The 17,562-nt window shown below is 74.5% G+C and carries 18 protein-coding genes and 1 tRNA gene; 10 read left to right on the top strand and 9 right to left on the bottom strand.

Going from position 1 to position 17,562, the window contains the following annotated elements:
• Window positions 1-206: 206 nt before the first annotated feature.
• Window positions 207-887, bottom strand: coding sequence for a DUF461 domain-containing protein (locus RND61_RS07850; protein WP_315877078.1), 681 nt, complete (start codon window positions 885-887; stop codon window positions 207-209).
• Between the two features lie 612 nt (window positions 888-1,499).
• On the opposite strand from RND61_RS07850, the gene RND61_RS07855 reads away from it, so the two are divergent.
• The 3 genes from RND61_RS07855 to ispF all read left to right on the top strand — a co-directional run bounded on the left by RND61_RS07855 (window position 1,500) and on the right by ispF (window position 3,552).
• Window positions 1,500-1,982: a CarD family transcriptional regulator gene (locus RND61_RS07855; protein ID WP_003953493.1), complete on the top strand. Its 483-nt coding sequence runs from the start codon at window positions 1,500-1,502 to the stop codon at window positions 1,980-1,982.
• 345 nt (window positions 1,983-2,327) lie between these two features.
• Window positions 2,328-3,068 carry a 2-C-methyl-D-erythritol 4-phosphate cytidylyltransferase gene (gene ispD / locus RND61_RS07860; RefSeq protein WP_315877079.1) on the top strand — a complete coding sequence of 247 codons (741 nt, stop codon included), beginning with the start codon at window positions 2,328-2,330 and terminating at the stop codon, window positions 3,066-3,068.
• Complete coding sequence (gene ispF, locus RND61_RS07865; RefSeq protein WP_315877080.1) at window positions 3,058-3,552, top strand: 2-C-methyl-D-erythritol 2,4-cyclodiphosphate synthase; 495 nt, start codon at window positions 3,058-3,060, stop codon at window positions 3,550-3,552. The genes ispD and ispF overlap by 11 nt, the downstream gene beginning before the upstream one ends.
• A gap of 161 nt (window positions 3,553-3,713) precedes the next feature.
• On the opposite strand, the gene RND61_RS07870 is transcribed toward ispF, so the two are convergent.
• Entirely contained in the window at window positions 3,714-3,962 is a 249-nt protein-coding gene (locus RND61_RS07870; RefSeq protein WP_315877081.1) for a DUF5133 domain-containing protein, read from the bottom strand.
• Between the two features lie 143 nt (window positions 3,963-4,105).
• Between RND61_RS07870 and cysS the strand changes: the two genes are divergently transcribed.
• From cysS to RND61_RS07890, 4 genes are all read left to right on the top strand, one after another.
• Window positions 4,106-5,506: a cysteine--tRNA ligase gene (cysS, locus tag RND61_RS07875; protein WP_315877082.1), complete on the top strand. Its 1,401-nt coding sequence runs from the start codon at window positions 4,106-4,108 to the stop codon at window positions 5,504-5,506.
• Window positions 5,507-5,590: 84 nt separating this feature from the next.
• Window positions 5,591-6,541 (top strand): 23S rRNA (guanosine(2251)-2'-O)-methyltransferase RlmB, encoded by a 951-nt coding sequence (gene rlmB, locus RND61_RS07880; protein WP_315877083.1) that lies wholly within the window; start codon window positions 5,591-5,593, stop codon window positions 6,539-6,541.
• A 165-nt stretch (window positions 6,542-6,706) separates the two neighbouring features.
• Window positions 6,707-8,398 (top strand): DoxX family protein, encoded by a 1,692-nt coding sequence (locus tag RND61_RS07885; protein ID WP_315877084.1) that lies wholly within the window; start codon window positions 6,707-6,709, stop codon window positions 8,396-8,398.
• Window positions 8,399-8,593: 195 nt separating this feature from the next.
• Window positions 8,594-9,169: a helix-turn-helix domain-containing protein gene (locus tag RND61_RS07890; protein WP_315877251.1), complete on the top strand. Its 576-nt coding sequence runs from the start codon at window positions 8,594-8,596 to the stop codon at window positions 9,167-9,169.
• On the opposite strand, the gene RND61_RS07895 is transcribed toward RND61_RS07890, so the two are convergent.
• The 3 genes from RND61_RS07895 to RND61_RS07905 all read right to left on the bottom strand — a co-directional run bounded on the left by RND61_RS07895 (window position 9,166) and on the right by RND61_RS07905 (window position 11,684).
• On the bottom strand, window positions 9,166-9,882 hold the full coding sequence (locus RND61_RS07895) for a nucleotidyltransferase family protein (protein WP_315877085.1): 717 nt from the start codon (window positions 9,880-9,882) through the stop codon (window positions 9,166-9,168). The two genes, RND61_RS07890 and RND61_RS07895, sit on opposite strands and share 4 nt — an antisense overlap.
• 49 nt (window positions 9,883-9,931) lie before the next feature.
• Window positions 9,932-10,348, bottom strand: coding sequence for a hypothetical protein (locus RND61_RS07900; protein ID WP_315877086.1), 417 nt, complete (start codon window positions 10,346-10,348; stop codon window positions 9,932-9,934).
• 199 nt (window positions 10,349-10,547) lie between these two features.
• The gene (locus RND61_RS07905) at window positions 10,548-11,684 is read right to left on the bottom strand and encodes an ABC transporter ATP-binding protein (protein ID WP_315877087.1); all 1,137 of its coding nucleotides are present in this window, start codon (window positions 11,682-11,684) and stop codon (window positions 10,548-10,550) included.
• A gap of 183 nt (window positions 11,685-11,867) precedes the next feature.
• Between RND61_RS07905 and RND61_RS07910 the strand changes: the two genes are divergently transcribed.
• The 3 genes from RND61_RS07910 (at window position 11,868) to RND61_RS07920 (ending at window position 12,952) form a co-directional block, all read left to right on the top strand.
• Window positions 11,868-11,944, top strand: a tRNA-Thr gene (locus RND61_RS07910).
• Window positions 11,945-12,062: 118 nt separating this feature from the next.
• Window positions 12,063-12,314: a hypothetical protein gene (locus RND61_RS07915; protein WP_315877088.1), complete on the top strand. Its 252-nt coding sequence runs from the start codon at window positions 12,063-12,065 to the stop codon at window positions 12,312-12,314.
• Window positions 12,315-12,478: 164 nt separating this feature from the next.
• Window positions 12,479-12,952 carry a GNAT family N-acetyltransferase gene (locus tag RND61_RS07920; protein ID WP_315877089.1) on the top strand — a complete coding sequence of 158 codons (474 nt, stop codon included), beginning with the start codon at window positions 12,479-12,481 and terminating at the stop codon, window positions 12,950-12,952.
• A gap of 386 nt (window positions 12,953-13,338) precedes the next feature.
• On the opposite strand, the gene RND61_RS07925 is transcribed toward RND61_RS07920, so the two are convergent.
• The 4 genes from RND61_RS07925 to RND61_RS07940 all read right to left on the bottom strand — a co-directional run bounded on the left by RND61_RS07925 (window position 13,339) and on the right by RND61_RS07940 (window position 17,445).
• Window positions 13,339-14,541: a phytoene desaturase family protein gene (locus RND61_RS07925; RefSeq protein WP_315877090.1), complete on the bottom strand. Its 1,203-nt coding sequence runs from the start codon at window positions 14,539-14,541 to the stop codon at window positions 13,339-13,341.
• A 393-nt stretch (window positions 14,542-14,934) separates the two neighbouring features.
• Complete coding sequence (locus tag RND61_RS07930; RefSeq protein ID WP_315877091.1) at window positions 14,935-15,435, bottom strand: hypothetical protein; 501 nt, start codon at window positions 15,433-15,435, stop codon at window positions 14,935-14,937.
• Window positions 15,436-15,469: 34 nt separating this feature from the next.
• Window positions 15,470-16,099 carry a response regulator transcription factor gene (locus RND61_RS07935; protein ID WP_315877092.1) on the bottom strand — a complete coding sequence of 210 codons (630 nt, stop codon included), beginning with the start codon at window positions 16,097-16,099 and terminating at the stop codon, window positions 15,470-15,472.
• Window positions 16,096-17,445, bottom strand: a complete 1,350-nt coding sequence (locus RND61_RS07940; RefSeq protein ID WP_449343273.1) for a sensor histidine kinase — start codon at window positions 17,443-17,445, stop codon at window positions 16,096-16,098. The genes RND61_RS07935 and RND61_RS07940 overlap by 4 nt, the downstream gene beginning before the upstream one ends.
• Window positions 17,446-17,562: the final 117 nt, after the last annotated feature.

A 17,562-nucleotide genomic window follows, 5' to 3' on the forward strand; every position in this document is an offset into this window, starting at 1 on the left:
CGGACCCGCCCCCGCCCGCCCCGCCCGTGCCCGACAGACCGGGGGCGCGCCCCCCCGGTACGGCGGCCCCGCCCCCCCCCCCCCCGGGGGGGGGGCGGGGGCGGCCCCGCCCCGGGGGTCCCGCGGTTAGGGGCCCCCCCCGGTTGTGCCGGGGGGGGCCCCCTTCACGCTGCTCGCGCCCCGGCGCGCACGCCGGGGGCCGCGCGTCAGTGGCTGTGGTCGCCCTCGGCGTGGTCGTCGTGCGCGTCGTCCCCCGTCGCGGAAGCCGAACCGGTCGGCGTCGCGCCCGGCGTACCGGCCGGGGAGCCCGACGGCGAGGCCGCGGGGGAGCCCGACGGCGTACCGGCCGGGGACGGCGAGGCGGCCGGGGAGGACGGCGCGCCGCTCGGCCCGAAGCCCTCGTAGTAGCCGTTCGCGGGGTGGACGAGCGCCCGGAGCTTCACGTCGCCGGTCTCGCTGAGCCGGAAGACGACCTCCTGGGCGGAGCCGTTGACGGAGCCCTTGAGGCCCTCGACCACGACGGAGGCGTTGCCCTGGCCGCCGAGGATGAGGGAGCCGCCGGCGGGGACGGTGAGGGGGCCGGAGCCCTTGGCGGGCTTCAGCTCGACCTTGGCGCCGGAGCCGGGGAGCTGGACGGCCTCCAGCGTCTCGGCCTTGGCGCCCTCGTTGAAGACGGTGGCGGAGATGGCCGCCGGGCCCCCGGCGTCCCCGGCAGGGGTGATCACGAGGGCGTTCTGGACCTTGATGTCACCGACGGTGGTGGCGGCGTTGTCCGGCTTGATTTGGAGGCTCTGTGCGTCGTTGCCCGCCCCGCATGCGGTGAGCGAGGCGAGGGAGACCACGAGGGCGGTGGCGGCGAGGGCGCCGCGTCGAAGGCTGCGGCTCACGGCGGCGGCAACTCCTAGACGTACGGACGGGAGGACGGACACGGTCGGTGGAACGGATGCGACCTTTTCCGGACCGGACCGGCAGGACCGGTCAAGGAGCGGTCAGCGGGCTCAGGTTACCGACCCTGTGTCCCCGTCCCGCACCCGACCCGCCCTGTGCCGCCACCGGCGCTCCCGCCGCGGGCGTGGCGAGGGTCCGCCACGCCCGGGGCGTCCGGCTTCTCGGCGCCGTTCGCATAACTGGCTTGATCAATTCTCCGGTGCTCACACATTCCCCACGGAAAAGCCACCCGTGATCAATTCGGGAAAGTTCCCGGCTTCCGTCCGTGCGAGTGACCGACGACCGAACGGAGTACGGGAACTGGCCGCCTTCGAACCAGACAAACCGGGACGTTTCACCCTTGCGGCGGCCCCTCGGGTGACTGCGACCGAGGCGTTTCGGACCGTGTCCACAGCCGCTCCGACCTGCGAATACCCGCTTGCGACGACCCGTCACAGCACGTCCGCGTCGCTGTTGTCAAGCCCCGAGATATGCCCTGACCTGCGAAAACGCCATTCAGAAGAAGCCGTATCCGTGTTACCCTGGATAGCCACGGAAGGGGTACCTGTCACATGACGTTCAAGGTTGGCGACACCGTGGTCTATCCCCATCACGGGGCCGCGCTGATCGAGGCTATCGAAACTCGCCAGATCAAAGGCGTGGACAAGACCTACTTGGTGCTCAAGGTCGCCCAGGGTGACTTGACGGTACGTGTCCCGGCGGACAACGCGGAGTTCGTCGGTGTGCGCGATGTGGTCGGCCAGGACGGGCTGGACCGGGTCTTCGAGGTGCTCCGCGCACCGTACGCCGAGGAGCCCACGAACTGGTCCCGCCGCTACAAGGCGAACCTCGAGAAGCTCGCCTCGGGCGATGTCATCAAGGTCGCCGAGGTGGTGCGCGACCTGTGGCGCCGTGAGCGCGAGCGCGGTCTCTCCGCCGGAGAGAAGCGCATGCTCGCCAAGGCGCGCCAGATCCTCGTCAGCGAGCTCGCGCTCGCGGAGAACACCAACGAAGACAAGGCCGAGGCCCTGCTCGACGAGGTCCTCGCGTCCTGACGCCGGGCCCTCGGGCCCACGCCGCCGCACCCGGAAGGGGACGGCCGGACCGGAGTCCAGAGCGCCGAGTACCGAAGTGAGCCACCGCGTGTGCGGTACCCACTGTGCGGTACGCCTCACATGGTGAAAGTGGTAACCACTGCCGCGGTGCCCGATGACATGCTGTGAAACCACAGCTTCGTCGCCGGGCGCCGCGGCATGTCCGCACCCGTACAGGGCCCCGGCTGCCGGCGACCGGGCGACTCGTTCGACCAGCGTCACGGAAGGGTCTGGTCAAGGGGTCGCGCCCGCGTCTGTGGCCATACCCATGTCGGCCGAGTAAACAAACCTGCCGGAGTGCAACCGATGTCAGACACCGCACATCCTGCCCGCACCGCGGCGGTCATCCCCGCCGCGGGCCGAGGCGTACGGCTCGGGCCGGGCGCCCCCAAGGCGCTCCGCACGTTGGGCGGCATCCCGATGCTGGTCCACGCCGTGCGGGCCGTGTCCGCCTCCCGCGCCGTGTCCCTGGTCGTCGTCGTCGCACCCCCGGACGACGTGGCGGGCGTACGGGCGCTCCTGGACGAGTACCCGGCGCCCGAGCGCACCGAGGTCCTCGTCGTCCCCGGCGGCGCCACCCGCCAGGAGTCCGTGCGGCACGGCCTGGAGGCGCTGCCCGACACGGTCACCACCGTCCTCGTCCACGACGCCGCCCGCCCCCTCGTCCCGGTCGACACGGTCGACGCGGTCGTCGAGGCCGTACGGGACGGGGGCGCGGCGGCCGTCGTGCCGGCCGTGCCGCTCGCGGACACCGTCAAGGAGGTCGAGCCGGCCGCCGACGGCACGCCCGAGCCCGTCCTCGGCACGCCCGAGCGGGCCCGGTTGCGCGCGGTGCAGACCCCCCAGGGCTTCGACCGCGCCACCCTCGTGCGCGCCCACGCGGAGGTCACCGGCGAGGTCACCGACGACGCGAGCATGGTGGAGCGGCTCGGCGTCCGGGTCGTCGCCGTGCCCGGCCACGAGGAGGCGTTCAAGGTGACGCGCCCGCTGGACCTGGTGCTGGCGGAGGCCGTCCTGGCGCGCAGGAGGGTGAACGATGGGTTCTGAGGGGCTGGCGCTGCCGCTGGTCGGCATCGGCACGGACGTCCACGCCTTCGAGCACGGCCGCGAGCTGTGGTGCGCGGGGCTGCTCTGGGAGGGCGAGGAGTACGGCCTGGCCGGGCACTCCGACGGCGACGTGGCCGCCCACGCGGCGTGCGACGCGCTGTTCTCCGCCGCCGGGCTCGGCGACCTCGGCGCGCACTTCGGCACGGGCCGGCCCGAGTGGTCGGGCGCCTCCGGCGTCACCCTCCTCGCGGAGGCGGCACGGATCGTCCGCGCGGAGGGGTACGAGATCGGCAACGTGGCCGTGCAGGTGATCGGCGTGCGGCCGAAGGTCGGCAAGCGCCGCGCGGAGGCGCAGCAGGCGCTGGCCGCGGCGGTGGGCGCCCCGGTCGCCGTCTCCGGGACGACCACCGACGGGCTCGGCCTGACCGGCCGGGCCGAGGGGCTGGCGGCCATCGCCACCGCGCTGGTCGTACGACGGCCGTAGGCCACCGCCTCCCGCGGGCCGCCCCCGCCGACCGGACGGAGCGGCCGGCGGGGCGGGCGGCGGTCCCCCGGGCGCGTCGGGCCGGAGCCGCGACCGGGCCCCGGGCGCGCCGGCGGCGCCTTCGCCGCACCGGAGGACCGGGGCCCGACGGGGGAGGGGCGTCAGGCCGCGAGCTCCGCGCGGTCCGCCTCCAGGGCGGGCGGGGCCGTGGTGGCGGCCGGTGCGGCGAGCAGGGTGTCGGCGGTCGCCAGGGCGTCCTCTATGCGGGTGGTCCCGGTGGCGACGCACAGCGTGTAGGTGATGTCGTCCAGGGGCTGCTCGAGCCCCTGCTCACCGCGGCTCTGTGCGATGCGCAGGTCCGCGTAGCGGGCGAGCAGGGAGCGCAGGTAACGGGGGTCGGGTGTCAACACGGGTGCAGACCTCCATCGTTGGGCCGGGACTGCGCGCCTACCCCGTCTTCGATCAAGCATGCGTGGCGTCGCGGAGAACGATGCGGCCCCGGCTCCCCGCGGATCGGGCGTGGGCACCGGCGACCGCCCACTACTCTGGAGTGGTGACTATTCGGCTGTACGACACCAGCGCCCGGCAGATCCGCGACTTCGCCCCCCTCAATCCGGGGTGTGTCTCGATCTACCTGTGTGGCGCCACCGTGCAGGCGGCCCCGCACATCGGGCACATCAGGTCCGGGCTGAACTTCGACATCATGCGCCGTTGGTTCGCCTACCGCGGCTACGAGGTGACGTTCATCCGCAACGTCACGGACATCGACGACAAGATCATCGCCAAGGCCGCCGACCAGGGGCGCCCGTGGTGGTCGATCGGGTACGAGAACGAGCGCGCCTTCAACGACGGCTACCGGGCCCTCGGCTGCCTGCCGCCGACGTACGAGCCCCGTGCCACCGGGCACGTCACCGAGATGGTCGAGATGATGCGCGGCCTCATCGAACGGGGCCATGCCTACGAGGCGGACGGCAACGTCTACTTCGACGTGCGGTCCTTCCCCGGCTACCTGGAGCTGTCCCGGCAGGACCTCGACGACCTGCGCCAGCCGTCCGGCGAGGGCGAGACCGGCAAGCGCGACCCGCGGGACTTCGCCATGTGGAAGGCCGCCAAGCCCGGCGAGCCCAGCTGGGAGACGCCCTGGGGCCGGGGCCGGCCGGGCTGGCACCTGGAGTGCTCGGCCATGGCCCACAAGTACCTGGGCGAGTCCTTCGACATCCACGGCGGCGGCCTCGACCTGGTCTTCCCGCACCACGAGAACGAGATCGCCCAGGCCAAGGCGTACGGCGACGAGTTCGCCCGGTACTGGATGCACAACGCCTGGGTGACGATGAGCGGCGAGAAGATGTCGAAGTCGCTCGGCAACTCCGTCCTCGTCTCCGAGATGGTCAAGCAGTGGCGCCCCGTCGTCCTGCGCTACTACCTCGGCACCCCGCACTACCGGTCGATGATCGAGTACAGCGAGGAGGCCCTGCGCGAGGCGGACGCCGCGTACGCGCGGATCGAGGGCTTCGTCCAGCGGGTCGTGGAGAAGGCCGGCCGGGTCGTCGAGCCCGCGCCCGAGGTGCCGCCGGCGTTCGCCGAGGCGATGGACGACGACCTGGGCGTCCCGCAGGCGCTCGCCGTCATCCACAACACGGTCCGGCAGGGCAACAGCGCCCTCGCCGCGGACGACAAGGACGCCGCCGTCGACCGCCTCTCGGAGGTCCGGGCGATGCTCGGCGTCCTCGGCCTGGACCCGCTCGACCCGCACTGGGCGGGGGAGGCCGGCGGGGACAAGGACCTGCACGGCGTCGTCGACAGCCTCGTGCGGATGGTCCTCGACCAGCGGGAGGCGGCCCGCGCCCGGAAGGACTGGGCCACCGCCGACGCGATCCGCGACCAGCTCGGGCAGTCCGGGCTCGTCATCGAGGACGGGCCGGACGGACCCCGCTGGACGCTCGGCGCCCGCTGACGCACTCTTGATGTGCCGCCCGGCCCGGCCGGGCGGCACACTGACGTATGTACGACTGTGAAGTTTGACGGAGACAGGTAGGTCATGGCCGGGAACAGCCAGCGCAGGAACCGCCGCACCAGCAACAAGAAGGGCGCGACGGTCGGCAGCGGTGGCAATCGGCGCCGCTCGCTCGAAGGCAAGGGTCCGACGCCGCCCGCGCACATGCGCAAGGGCCACGTGAAGAACCGCGTCGCCAACGCCAAGGCCAAGCAGGCCGCGCGCCGCCCCGTCGCCCGGCGCGGCGGCAAGGGCCAGTCCGAGATGGTCGTCGGCCGCAACCCGGTCTACGAGGCCCTGCGCGACGGCGTCCCCGCGACCATGCTGTACGTCCAGCAGTTCATCGACAACGACGAGCGGGTGCGCGACGCGCTCAAGCTCGCGGCCGACCGCGGCGGCATCCACCTGATGGAGGCCCCGCGCGCGGAGCTCGACCGGATGACCAACGGCCTGAACCACCAGGGCCTCGTCCTCCAGGTCCCGCCGTACGAGTACGCCCACCCGGAGGACCTGGCCGCCGCCGCGTACGACGAGGGCGAGGAGCCGTTGATCGTCGCCCTCGACGGCGTCACCGACCCGCGGAACCTCGGCGCGATCGTCCGGTCCGTGTCGGCGTTCGGCGGGCACGGCGTCGTCGTCCCGGAGCGGCGCGCCGCCGGCATGACGGCGGGCGCGTGGAAGACGTCCGCCGGTACGGCCGCCCGCACGCCCGTCGCCCGCGCCACCAACCTGACGCGCACGCTGGAGGCGTACCAGAAGGCCGGGCTGACCGTCGTCGGCCTCGCCGCCGAGGGCGAGACCGAGGTCGGTGACCTGGAGGCGCTGGGCGGCCCGGTCGTCATCGTCGTCGGCAGCGAGGGCAAGGGCCTGTCCCGGCTCGTCGGGGAGACCTGCGACCACCTCGTCCGCATCCCGATGCCGGGTGGCGCCGAGTCGCTGAACGCCGGTGTCGCCGCGGGGGTCGTGCTGTACGAGGCGGCACGCCGCCGCGGCTGACCCCTCCCGACCCGGGCGCCCCGCCCGTAGCGGATGTCACGTCCGTCACGGGCGTCTCGCCCGCATCATCCGCCCCTGTCGTACCGGGACCCGTCGTGATCTTGACGGGTCTCGGACATTTGGAGGCCGTCGCGGCAGTGTCCTAAAGCGTCATCACTCGGTTAGATGAGTGTGGACACCAGAACGCCCCGGCCCGGCTTCGACGATCAGCCCGCGCTGAACATGGTCAAGGTGCACAGCGACCCCGCGCAGGTCATCGTGAACCACGCCAGTTTCCGGGTAGAGCTCGCCCCGATCCGGAAGCCCCGGTTCGTCGACCCCGCCCGCGTCCCCGCCATGAGCGGCGCGGCGCCCGACGGGGGTCGGCGGCGGGCGCCCGTCGTGTGGAGCGGCAAGTCCTCGCCCGGCGACCCCGGCGCGACCGGACTCCTCCAGGCCGTACGGGACTCCGCCGCCGTCGACATCCTCGACCGCACGACGGCCGTCCCGCTCCTGGACACAGGAGGGGACGCCACTCGGGTCATCCCGCGCGTGGGCCACCCCGACGACACGCTGCCGACACCCGTCGTCGGCGGGCGGCGCGGCCCCGGCGCGCCGCCGCTGCTGCCGCCCATGCGGCGCGCCGAGGGCGCCTACGACACGGTCCCCGAGGACACGGCGGAGCGGGGCGGCCACGACTCCCGGTACGAGCCGGCGTACGACGCGGACCACGACTCCGACGCGTACGACGACGCGTACGACGCGTACGGGGACCGGTACGACGCCGAGGACCGCGACGCGTACGCCGACGGCTCCGCCGCCCACCACCGCCACGCCTACTACCCCGGCCGCCGGATGAACCTCGGGGTCGTGCTGCTGCCGCTGCGCGTCTTCCTCGGCCTCATCTCCATCTACGCCGGCATGGGCAAGCTCTGCGACCCCGTCTACTTCGACGGCGGCGAGCGCGGCTCGATGGTCCGGTGGCTCACCTCGCTGAACCCGTGGCCGCTCGCCGAGCCGCTGCGGGACTTCGCGCTGGCCCACCCGGTCGGCGCGGGCCTCAGCGTGTCGTTCGCCCAGGTCGTCGTGGGCGTCCTCACCATCCTCGGACTGTGGCAGCGGGTCGCCGCCGCGTTCGGCGCGCTGCTGTCGGCGGCGCTGCTGCTGACGATGAGCTGGCGGGCCGTACCGGTGTACGAGACGCCCGACATCATCTACCTCGCCGCCTGGTCGCCGCTGCTCATCGCCGGGGCGCCCGTCTACTCCGTCGACGGCCGCCTCGCGAGCGAGGCCTGGCGGACGCTCGGACCGCGCGCCGCGCTGTGGGAGCTGCGCCGCCGGGTCCTGCGCCGCGGCGCGGTGGTCGCGGCCGTGGTGGCCGGGCTGACGCTGCTCGTCGGCTCGGTGCTCGGCGGGGCCGTACGCTCCTCCGACCTGATCACCGTGCCCGGCCCGAACGACGACCCGACGAACCACCTGCCCGGCCGGCCCCTCCCCGAGGAGCCGGTGGAGAGCGGGTCCGCGAGCGCGTCGGCGGAGGAGCCGGAGCCGTCCGAGACGGCGTCCCCGTCCGAGTCGGCGTCCCCGAGCCAGAGCCCCGCTGCCGGCCAGGAGGCCGAGGAGGAGCCGGTGCGCGAGAGCGAACGGACCGAGGAGCGGCCCACGGCCACCCAGGGGATCGGCGAGGTCCCCCAGGAGCCCCGGCCCGAACCGCCGCCGATCACCAGCGCCGGCCCCACGTCCAGCGGCGGCTCCGGCGGGAGCACCGGCGGCGACGAGGGCTCCGGCCCGGGCGGCACGGAGGACGGCTCGTCCGGCGGCTCCTCCGACGGCGGCACGGGCGGCAACCGCAACCCGCTGGGCGGCCTCCTCGGCTGACCCGTCTTTCCGGACCGTGGGCGGTCACCGGGCGCGTGAAGGCGCGCCGGTGGTCGCCCACGGCCGTTTCCCGGAAACGGCAACAACGGTTGCCGTTCCCGGAACGGCCGGGATCCAATGACGGACATGCGGCACGAGACGGCGGAACACCGGCCGGCGCGGCGGCGGACCCCCTCCGCCCCGCGGCCCGTCGACATGGAGGAGGCGCTCGCCCGGGTCGGGCCCCGGTTGCGGGAGCTGCGGCGGAGGCGCGGGGTGACCCTCACCGCGCTGTCCGACACGACCGGGATCTCGCGCAGCACCCTCTCCCGGCTGGAGACCGGGCAGCGCCGGCCCACGCTGGAGCTGCTGCTGCCGCTCTCCCAGGCCCACCAGGTGCCGCTCGACGAGCTGGTCGGCGCCCCCGACGTCGGGGACCCGCGCGTACGGCTCAAGCCGCGCACCGTGCACGGCTCGACCGTCGTGCCGCTCACCCGGCAGCCCGGCCCGCTCCAGACGTACAAGATGGTCGTCCCGGCGTCCCGCGCCACGCCCGACCCGCGCGTCCACGAGGGGCACGAGTGGCTGTACGTGCTGGCGGGGAGGCTGCGGCTGGTGCTCGGCGACCACGACGTGGTGCTGGGGCCCGGCGAGGCCGCCGAGTTCGACACGCGGGTGCCGCACTGGTTCGGCAGCACCGGGGACGGCCCGGTGGAGCTGCTCAGCATCTTCGGCAACCAGGGCGCGCGGATGCACGTACGGGCGCGGACGCGCCGCGACGACGCCGGCTAACCGCCGTGCGCGGCCAGCTCCTTGGCGGCCTCCGCCAGGTCCTTCGCCGTGTCGATGGCCCGCCAGTAGGCGCCCTGCGGCAGCGGGAACCCGGCGAGGCGCCGCTCGCGGGCGAGCCGCGGGAACGTGGTCCGCTCGTGGTCGCCGCGCTCGGGCAGCAGGTCGCGGAAGGCCGCGGAGAAGACGTACACGCCCGCGTTGATCAGGTACGGCGACGGGGGCGCCTCGATGAAGTCGGTGATGTGCCCGAACGCGTCGGTCTCGACGGCGCCCCAGGGGATGCGGGGGCGGGCCAGGGCGAGCGTGGCGGTGGCGTCGCGCTCGGCGTGGAACCCGGCCATCTCGCGCAGCGAGAACCGGGTCCAGATGTCGCCGTTCGTCGCGTACCAGGGTTCGTCGGGGTACGGCAGGTGGGCCGCCGCGTACTTCAGGCCGCCGCCGCGGCCGAGCGGCTCCTCCTCGACGACGGTGGTGACGCGCAGGGGCGGTTCGGCGTCGTCGAGCCACTGCCGCAGGACGTCGGCGAGGTGGCCGCAGGAGACGACCGCGTGGGTCACGCCCTCGGCAGCCAGCCAGGACAACTGATGGCCGATGATCGGGGTCCCGGTGCCCGGGATCTCGACCATCGGCTTGGGGCGGTCATCGGTGTAGGGGCGCAGCCGGGACCCCTGGCCGCCAGCCAGGACCACGGCCTGCGTCGGAGTGGTGTGCATACCGGGCACGATAGGCGTACCGCGGCGGTCACGGGGGCGCTCCGCTGTCTCAGCTCGCTGAGGCGACGCCACCGGCGAACGACGTGTCGCAGACGGGCCGCGAGTAGGACTGCGCCTCGGTCGGGCCGTAGACGCGGACGGCGGCGGCGCCCAACTCGCGGGCGATCGACATGCAGTGCTTGGCGAGGGACGGGCGGTCCTCCACGGCGCGCTGGAGGTGTGTCAGGGCGACGCCCGGGTCCTCGCGCTCCAACTCGGCCAGGAGGCGCTCGCGGAGCACGTCCTGCGGGGCGAGCGGCTTGGCCGTGCGCGCCGGGACGTTCTCCGCGGAGGCGGTGAGGAGTTGGGTGTCGGAGCGCTGGCCCGCCCAGGGGACGCTGGAGACCGCGAGCGTACCGGAGAGGACCAGGACGACGGGCAGGACGAGGGCGAGGGAACGGCCGATGCGGCGTGCTGTCTGGTTCACGGTGGCGAGCGTAGCGCTCGGTGAAGTTTCAGGGACGCGCAGTCACTCGCACGGGGGAGTCTTCTCCACCCTTCCGTACGTCCCGTGTTGACGAACGCCACCCGAAAAGGTCGGTGTGCCGGGGTATCGCCTCCGAAGGGGCCGCCCCACGCGAACGGCTCCGCGTGGAGCACGCGGAGCCGTCGGCGGTCGGGCGGGGTCAGTCGCTGAGGCGCTCGCCCGTGGAGGTGGAGAAGACGTGCAGCTCACCCGGGAGCGGGACGACGTGCAGCTCGGAGCCCTTCTCCGGGATGGCGCGGCCACCGACGCGGACCACGAGGTCCTTCAGCTCGCCGCCGACCTGGGCGGAGCCGTACACGTAGCCGTCGGCGCCGAGCTCCTCGACGACGTTGACGGAGACGGCGAGGCCGGCCGGGGCGGAGGCGTCCTTGGACAGGGCCTGCGCGGCGTCGGCGCCGCCGTGCTCGACGACGTCGAAGTGCTCGGGGCGGATGCCGACCGTGACGGTCCGGTCGCCCTTGGCGGTGGCGGCGGCGAGCGCCTCGCGCGACACGGGGACGACGCTGTTGCCGAACATCACGCCGCCGTCCGTGATCGGCACCTCGACCAGGTTCATGGCGGGGGAGCCGATGAAGCCGGCGACGAAGAGGTTGGCCGGGCGGTCGTACATGTTGCGCGGGGTGTCGACCTGCTGGAGCAGACCGTCCTTGAGGACGGCGACGCGGTCGCCCATGGTGAGGGCCTCGACCTGGTCGTGCGTGACGTACACGGTGGTGATGCCGAGGCGGCGCTGGAGGGACGCGATCTGCGTACGCGTGGAGACGCGGAGCTTGGCGTCGAGGTTGGACAGCGGCTCGTCCATGAGGAACACCTGGGGCTCGCGGACGATGGCGCGGCCCATGGCGACGCGCTGGCGCTGACCACCGGAGAGCGCCTTCGGCTTGCGGTCCAGGTACTCGGTCAGATCGAGGATCTTCGCCGCCTCCTCGACCTTCTTGCGGATCTCCGCCTTGTTGACGCCGGCGATCTTGAGGGCGAAGCCCATGTTGTCGGCGACGGTCATGTGCGGGTAGAGCGCGTAGTTCTGGAACACCATCGCGATGTCCCGGTCCTTCGGCGGCAGGTGGGTGACGTCGCGGTCACCGATGCGGATCGCGCCGGCGTTGACGTCCTCCAGGCCCGCGAGCATGCGCAGGGAGGTGGACTTGCCGCAGCCGGAGGGACCGACGAGGACGAGGAACTCGCCGTCCGCGATCTCGATCTCCAGCTGGTCGACGGCGGGCTTGGTGCCGCCCGGGTAGAGCCGGGTTGCCTTGTCGAACGTGACAGACGCCATGGTGATGGGTCCCTTCACCGGCAGGAACGTGCCGGACGATCCGAGTAAAGGAGAGATGTGTGTCTGGTCCACCTAGGTGAACTCCCGGTGACCGTACCTGGCGGGGGTGGCCCCTGTCAGCAGTTCGAGCCCGGCGAAATTTTCGGCGCCGGGGTGCCCGCGGTTGGTTACACTGGCCCGGCTGCCGCCTTAGCTCAGTTGGCTAGAGCGCTTGACTTGTAATCTTGAGGTCGTCGGTTCGATTCCGACAGGCGGCTCCACCGGAAGACTCCTGGCCCGTTCGGCCGGGAGTCTTCGGCGTTCGGGGGGCGGGGCTGGGGCGGGGGTTGGGGTCCGGGCCTGGGTCGGGGCCCGGGGGTCCGGGGAGGCCAGGGGGGCGTGGAGATGGGGCCGGTGTGGCCGGTGTGTCCCTGCTGCGAGCAGATGTTCGTCCAGGTGTACTGCTTCAAGGACAGCGGTGAGCCGTTCCTGCTGTGCTCGGAGTGCGACGCCTTCTGGTGGCCCGACGACGTGGTGGGCGAGGACACGGCCCGGCTTCTCGACGACGTGGTGGCCGCGCGGCTGGGCGTCGCGAGCGACGGGGTGTGGGCGGACCGCACCTGGTCCGACGTCCTGGAGCTCCAGGGGTGAGCGGGTCGCCTGGGGAGGGCCGGTTGCCCGGAGCGGGCGGGGACGGAGCGGGCCGGTTGCCCGGAGCGGGCCCGGTCGTCGGGGTGGGCGGGGGCGAGGCGGGGCGAGGCGGGGTCGGGGAAAGGCGCTGGACGGAGGACCGGGGCGCGGGGGAAGCTGCGGGGATGATCCGTATCGCCACCCCGGCCGACGTGCCCGTCCTCCACGCCATGATCCGCGACCTCGCCGAGTACGAGAAGGCGCTGCACGAGGTGCGGGCCACCGAAGGGCAACTGCGGGAAGCGCTGTTCGGGGAGCGGGCGGCGGCGTACGCCCACATCGCGGAGGACGAGAGCGGCGAGGCGGTCGGCTTCGCGCTGTGGTTCCTGAACTTCTCCACCTGGCGCGGGGTGCACGGCATCTACCTGGAGGACCTGTACGTGCGGCCCGAGGCGCGCGGCGGCGGGTACGGGAAGGCGCTGCTGCGGGAGTTGGCGCGGATCTGCGTGGAGCGCGGGTACGAGCGGCTGGAGTGGGCCGTGCTGAACTGGAACACCCCGTCGATCGACTTCTACGAGGCGCTGGGCGCGCGGCCCCAGGACGAGTGGACCGTGTACCGGCTGACGGACGACGCCCTGGCCGAGCTGGGGGCGCGGTAACCCGGACACCCGGAGGTCCGGCCGCCCCACCGGGCACCGGGCGGGGCGACCGGTCAGGGGCTCGCGCCCCGGCCTCGAACGTCACGGGGGCGGTCACGGCCGGGCCACTTCCAGACGTCCGGCCCGGCAGGCTCTCCGGCCCGTCGGGGTCGCCCTCCTGCCGGAGTCGCCCTCCCACCGGAGTCGCCCTCCTGCCCTCCGGGGAGTCGGCACGGACGTCTCGCGCGAAAGCCGCAGGCGGAGTGCCGCGACGGCACGAGCGGCGCTCACAGGGACAACACCCACCAGTACCAGCGGTGTTCGGGACCGGGACTGACCCGGCCGTTCGCCGGGGGCCGTGACGCGGCGCGCGGTGAGCGGTGGAGCGCAGGGGACGGTTGTTGTCCTCAAGCGTGGTTGAGGTCGAGGTGGGGGGCCGGGTGGGGTGCGCCGAGCGACTCGACGGCGAGGGCCGCCGCCGTCAGGCCGCTGGTGAACGCGACCTCCGCCAGGAGACCCGGCGCCGCGACGGCGTCGCCCGTGAGGAACAGCCCGTCGCCCCGTACGATCGCCGGCCGGTCCCGCCAGGTCGTACCGGGGCGGTCGACGGCGCCCGTACGGCCCTGGGCGAGGGCCTCGCGACGCCATTCCGTACGGTCGCGCCAGCCGGGGAAGCCGAGGTCGAGCAGGCGCTCGGCGCGCGCGATCCCCACGGACCCCGACTCGCCGGGCGCCACGGGGAACTGGCCCTGCAGCAACTGCCGCCCGGCCGGCGCGAGGCCCGGGTCCTGGGCGCTGAACCGTTCCAGCCAGCCCGGCGCGTCCAGGTCGGACACGACGAACGGGTCGCCCGCGCGGGTGCGCAGCCCCAGGTCCAGCAGCGCCGTACGGCCGCTCTCCCAGGTGAGCGTCGGGTCATCGAGGAGCTGCCGGGCGGCGTCCAGGGACGTGGCGACGACGACGGGCCCGCCGGTCCCGTCCGGCAGGGCGTCCACGCGGGCGCCGACCTCGATGCGTACGCCCAGGTTCCAGGCGTGCGCCGCCATGCGTTCCACGACCTGGCCCCAACCGCCGCGCGGGTAGCGGGCCTCGGGCGGCAGGGCGGCGGCGCGGCGCAGTCGCTCCTGGACGAAGCGGGCCGACAGGGCGCCGGGGTCGTGGTGGTACAGGGCGACGCCGCTGTAGTGCGCGGCGGCGCGGGCGGCGGCCGGTCCGACCCGGGTGGTGGCCCACGTCAGGAAGTCCGCGTCCACCGGCGCGTCCCCGGGGTCGCGCCGGGCCAGGCGCAGCAGGCCCAGGGGCGGGGTGCGGCGCAGGGCCCCGCCGCGGTGGAACCGGAACCGGGCGCCCTCCCGCGGCGGGATCGGCGCCATCGGTCCGAGCAGCCCGCGTTCCTCCAGCCAGGCCCAGTGCGGGCCGCGGCGGTACAGGGCGTGCGGGCCCTCGTTGGTGCGGTACGGGGCGCCGGCGGTGCGGGCGCGACCGCCGAGCGTGCGGTGGGCCTCGTACAGGGTGACGCGGACGCCGGCCTCGGCCGCGGTGATCGCCGCGGTCAGCCCGGCGAAGCCGCCGCCTATGACGGTGACGCGCCGGCCGGAACGGGGGGCCATGACTCCTCCTGGTGGTGCGGGGTGCTCTCACCGGGAGGACCGGGCAGGAGGGCCGTTTCGTGACGGACCGGCGCGGGTGTGGGGGCGGGCCGGGCCGGGTCAGGGCGCCGGTGCGGGTCGACTCTCGGGGCGGGCGCGGACCGGGCCAGGGCCGGTGTGGGCCGGCGTGGGTCGGCTTGGATCGGCGGGGGCCGGGCCGGGGCGGGCCGGCGTGGGTCGGCGTGGGTTGGCTTGGGCGGGCGTGGGTCGGGACAGGGCAGGCGGGGCCGGGGCAGGGCCGGCGCGGACCGGCTCAGGACGGGCGTAGGCCGGTGCGGACCGGGTCAGGGCGGATGCGGACCGGTTCGGGGCCGGCTCGGAGCCGCGGGCCGGCCCGGGCCGGCGGGGGCCGGGTCAGGGCAGGCGGGGGAAGCGGGCCTGGAGGTCCCAGACGACGGGGTTGTCGGCGAGGCCCTCGTGCAGGTCGACGAGGTCGGCGATCAGGTCGTGCAGGAAGTCCCGCGCCTCCCGGCGCAGCTCGGCGTGGCCGAAGGTGAGCGGCGGCTCGTCCCCGGGCATCCAGTCGGCCTCCACGTCGACCCAGCCGAAGCGTCGCTCGAACAGCATCCGGTCGGTGGACTCGGTGAAGTCCAGCTCGGCGTACTGCGGCCGGGCCGAGCGGCTGCCGAGCGGGTCCCGGTCGAGCCGCTCGACGATGTCGCACAGCGCCCACGCGAAGTCGAGCACCGGCACCCATCCCCAGGCCGTGGACACCTCCCGGTCGGCCTCGGTGTCCGCCAGGTACACGTCCCCGCAGAACAGGTCGTGCCGCAGGGCGTGCACATCGGCCCGCCGGTAGTCGGTCTGCGGGGGGTCGGGGAAGCGACGGGAGAGCGAGTAGCCGATATCGAGCACGTACGCGATGGTGTCACGTCGGTCGGGCCGGGGCTCACGGGAGGAGGCGCCGCTCCTTGGCGACCGCCACCGCGCCCGCGCGGGTGTCGACGCCGAGCTTGGCGTAGACGCGGCTCAGGTGGGTCTTGACCGTCGCCTCGCTGATGAAGAGGGCGCGGGCGATGTCGCGGTTGCCGAGCCCGCGGGCCAACTGGCCCAGGATGTCGCGCTCGCGGGCGGTCAGGGAGGGGCCGACGGTGCCGCGGACGCGGTCCATGACGCGTTCGGCGACGGGGGCGGACAGGGTCGTGCGGCCCTCGGCGGCCGCGCGGATCGCGGCGAACAGCTCCTCGGGGCGCTCGGCCTTGAGGAGGTAGCCGGTGGCGCCCGCGCCGATGGCGCGGGTGATGTCGGCGTCCGTATCGTACGTGGTGAGGACGAGGACCCGGACGCCGGGGGAGACGATCCGGCGGGTGGCCTCCACGCCGTCCATGCCGGGACCCAACTGGAGGTCCATCAGGACCACGTCGGGGCGCAGCCGCGCCGCCCGCGCGACGGCCTCCTCGCCGCTGCCCGCCTCGCCGACGACCTCGATGCCCGGTTCGCTGCCCAGCAGGGCCAGCAGGCCGGCGCGGACCACCGCGTGGTCGTCGCAGAGGAGGACGCGGATCGTCTCCGCCGTCATCGGGCGGCCCCTTCCACGGGGATCGACGCCGACAGGACGGTTCCCTCGCCCGGTGCGGACTCCACCGTCAGGGCGCCGCCCAGCGCCGCCAGGCGGGCGCGCATCGCGGGCAGGCCGTAGCCGCGCACGCCCTCGCCGCGCGCCGGGGCGCCGGACGGGTCGAAGCCGCGGCCGTCGTCCGCCACGTCCAGCACCACCTGGTCGTCCAGCCGCGTCAGGGTCACCGCGGCGGTGGTGGCGCCGGCGTGCTCCCGTACGTTCGCGAGGGCGCCCTGCGCGATCCGCAGCAGCGCGGACGCCACCCGGTCGGACAGGGGCCCGCCGTCGCCCTCGGCGTGGAAGCGCACTCGGAGCGCGGCGGTCGTCTCGCGGGCGGCTAGGGCCCGCAGCGCCTCCGCCAGGTCGCCGCCGCCGGCCGCCAGGTCGGCGGGCGCCAGGTCGTGGACGAAGCGGCGCGCCTCGGCGAGGTTGTGCTCGGCGATCGTCGCGGCGGTACGCACGTGGCGGCGCGCCGTCTCCGGGTCGCCGTCCCACGTGCGGTCGGCGGCCTGGAGCAGCATCCGCTGGCTCGACAGGCCCTGCGCGAGGGTGTCGTGGATCTCCATCGACAGCCGCTGCCGCTCCGCGAGGGTGCCCTCGCGCCGCTCGGTCGCGGCCAGCTCGCGGCGGGTGCGCAGCAGGTCCCCGATGAGCGCCCGCTGCCGGTCGGCCTGTTGTCGGGCGTGGGCGAACACGGCCGTCGCGATGGCCGCGGCGGCGGGCGGCGCCACCAGCAGCATCGGGTCGACCCCGGAGTCCGCGAGCTTCTGCAGGGCGACGACCACGAACAGCGTCAGCAGCGCGACCAGCACCAGCGCGGCCCGCGGCGGCAGCAGCCGCAACCCGGTGTACAGCAGGGGGACGGCGCACAGCGCGAAGCTCGGCGCCACGACCACCAGCACCATCCACACCGCCACCACGGCGAGCAGCCACACCCGGCCGCGCCGCGCGGGGGCCGCCGCGCCGGGGCCGAGGACGTACAGCCCGGCCAGCGCCGCCGACAGGGCGACGACCCAGCCGGCGGGGCCGTCCCAGGGGTGGCGCAGCAGGTAACGGGCCAGGGAGGCGGCGAGCAGCAGGAAGAAGGCCGCGTGCATGACCCGCGCCAGCCGACGGGCGTCCGCGTCCCCGGCCTCGTCGGTGGCCGCGCCCGCGTTCCCGGCCCCGGCCACGTCCCCGGCCGCCTCCACGTCTCCGGCCCCGGCCCCGGCCCCGGCCGGGTCGGGGCCCGGGGCCGTACCTGGTTCCGGGGCCGGGACCGGGTCGGGTTCCCGGTCGGGGGCCTTCGGGCTGTCCGCGTGCGTCACGCCCCCATCCTCCGCCGTTCCGCGCCCCGCGGCATCAACCGATCGGCTGACCCCCCTGTCGCCCCCTCCGGCGACGCGGAAGCCCAGGTCACGGCGGGATGGTGGAGGTGCCGCACC

The organism is Streptomyces tamarix (genome assembly GCF_032423885.1).
GTDB classification, from domain to species: domain Bacteria; phylum Actinomycetota; class Actinomycetes; order Streptomycetales; family Streptomycetaceae; genus Streptomyces; species Streptomyces tamarix.

Coding starts and splice junctions, on each gene's coding strand:
- RND61_RS07855 (WP_003953493.1), top strand. CDS start 1,500: ATGACGTTCAAGGTTGGCGACACCGTGGTCTATCCCCATCACGGGGCC.
- ispD (WP_315877079.1), top strand. CDS start 2,328: ATGTCAGACACCGCACATCCTGCCCGCACCGCGGCGGTCATCCCCGCC.
- ispF (WP_315877080.1), top strand. CDS start 3,058: ATGGGTTCTGAGGGGCTGGCGCTGCCGCTGGTCGGCATCGGCACGGAC.
- rlmB (WP_315877083.1), top strand. CDS start 5,591: ATGGCCGGGAACAGCCAGCGCAGGAACCGCCGCACCAGCAACAAGAAG.
- RND61_RS07885 (WP_315877084.1), top strand. CDS start 6,707: ATGAGTGTGGACACCAGAACGCCCCGGCCCGGCTTCGACGATCAGCCC.
- RND61_RS07890 (WP_315877251.1), top strand. CDS start 8,594: ATGGAGGAGGCGCTCGCCCGGGTCGGGCCCCGGTTGCGGGAGCTGCGG.
- RND61_RS07895 (WP_315877085.1), bottom strand. CDS start 9,882: ATGCACACCACTCCGACGCAGGCCGTGGTCCTGGCTGGCGGCCAGGGG.
- RND61_RS07905 (WP_315877087.1), bottom strand. CDS start 11,684: ATGGCGTCTGTCACGTTCGACAAGGCAACCCGGCTCTACCCGGGCGGC.
- RND61_RS07920 (WP_315877089.1), top strand. CDS start 12,479: ATGATCCGTATCGCCACCCCGGCCGACGTGCCCGTCCTCCACGCCATG.
- RND61_RS07925 (WP_315877090.1), bottom strand. CDS start 14,541: ATGGCCCCCCGTTCCGGCCGGCGCGTCACCGTCATAGGCGGCGGCTTC.
- RND61_RS07935 (WP_315877092.1), bottom strand. CDS start 16,099: ATGACGGCGGAGACGATCCGCGTCCTCCTCTGCGACGACCACGCGGTG.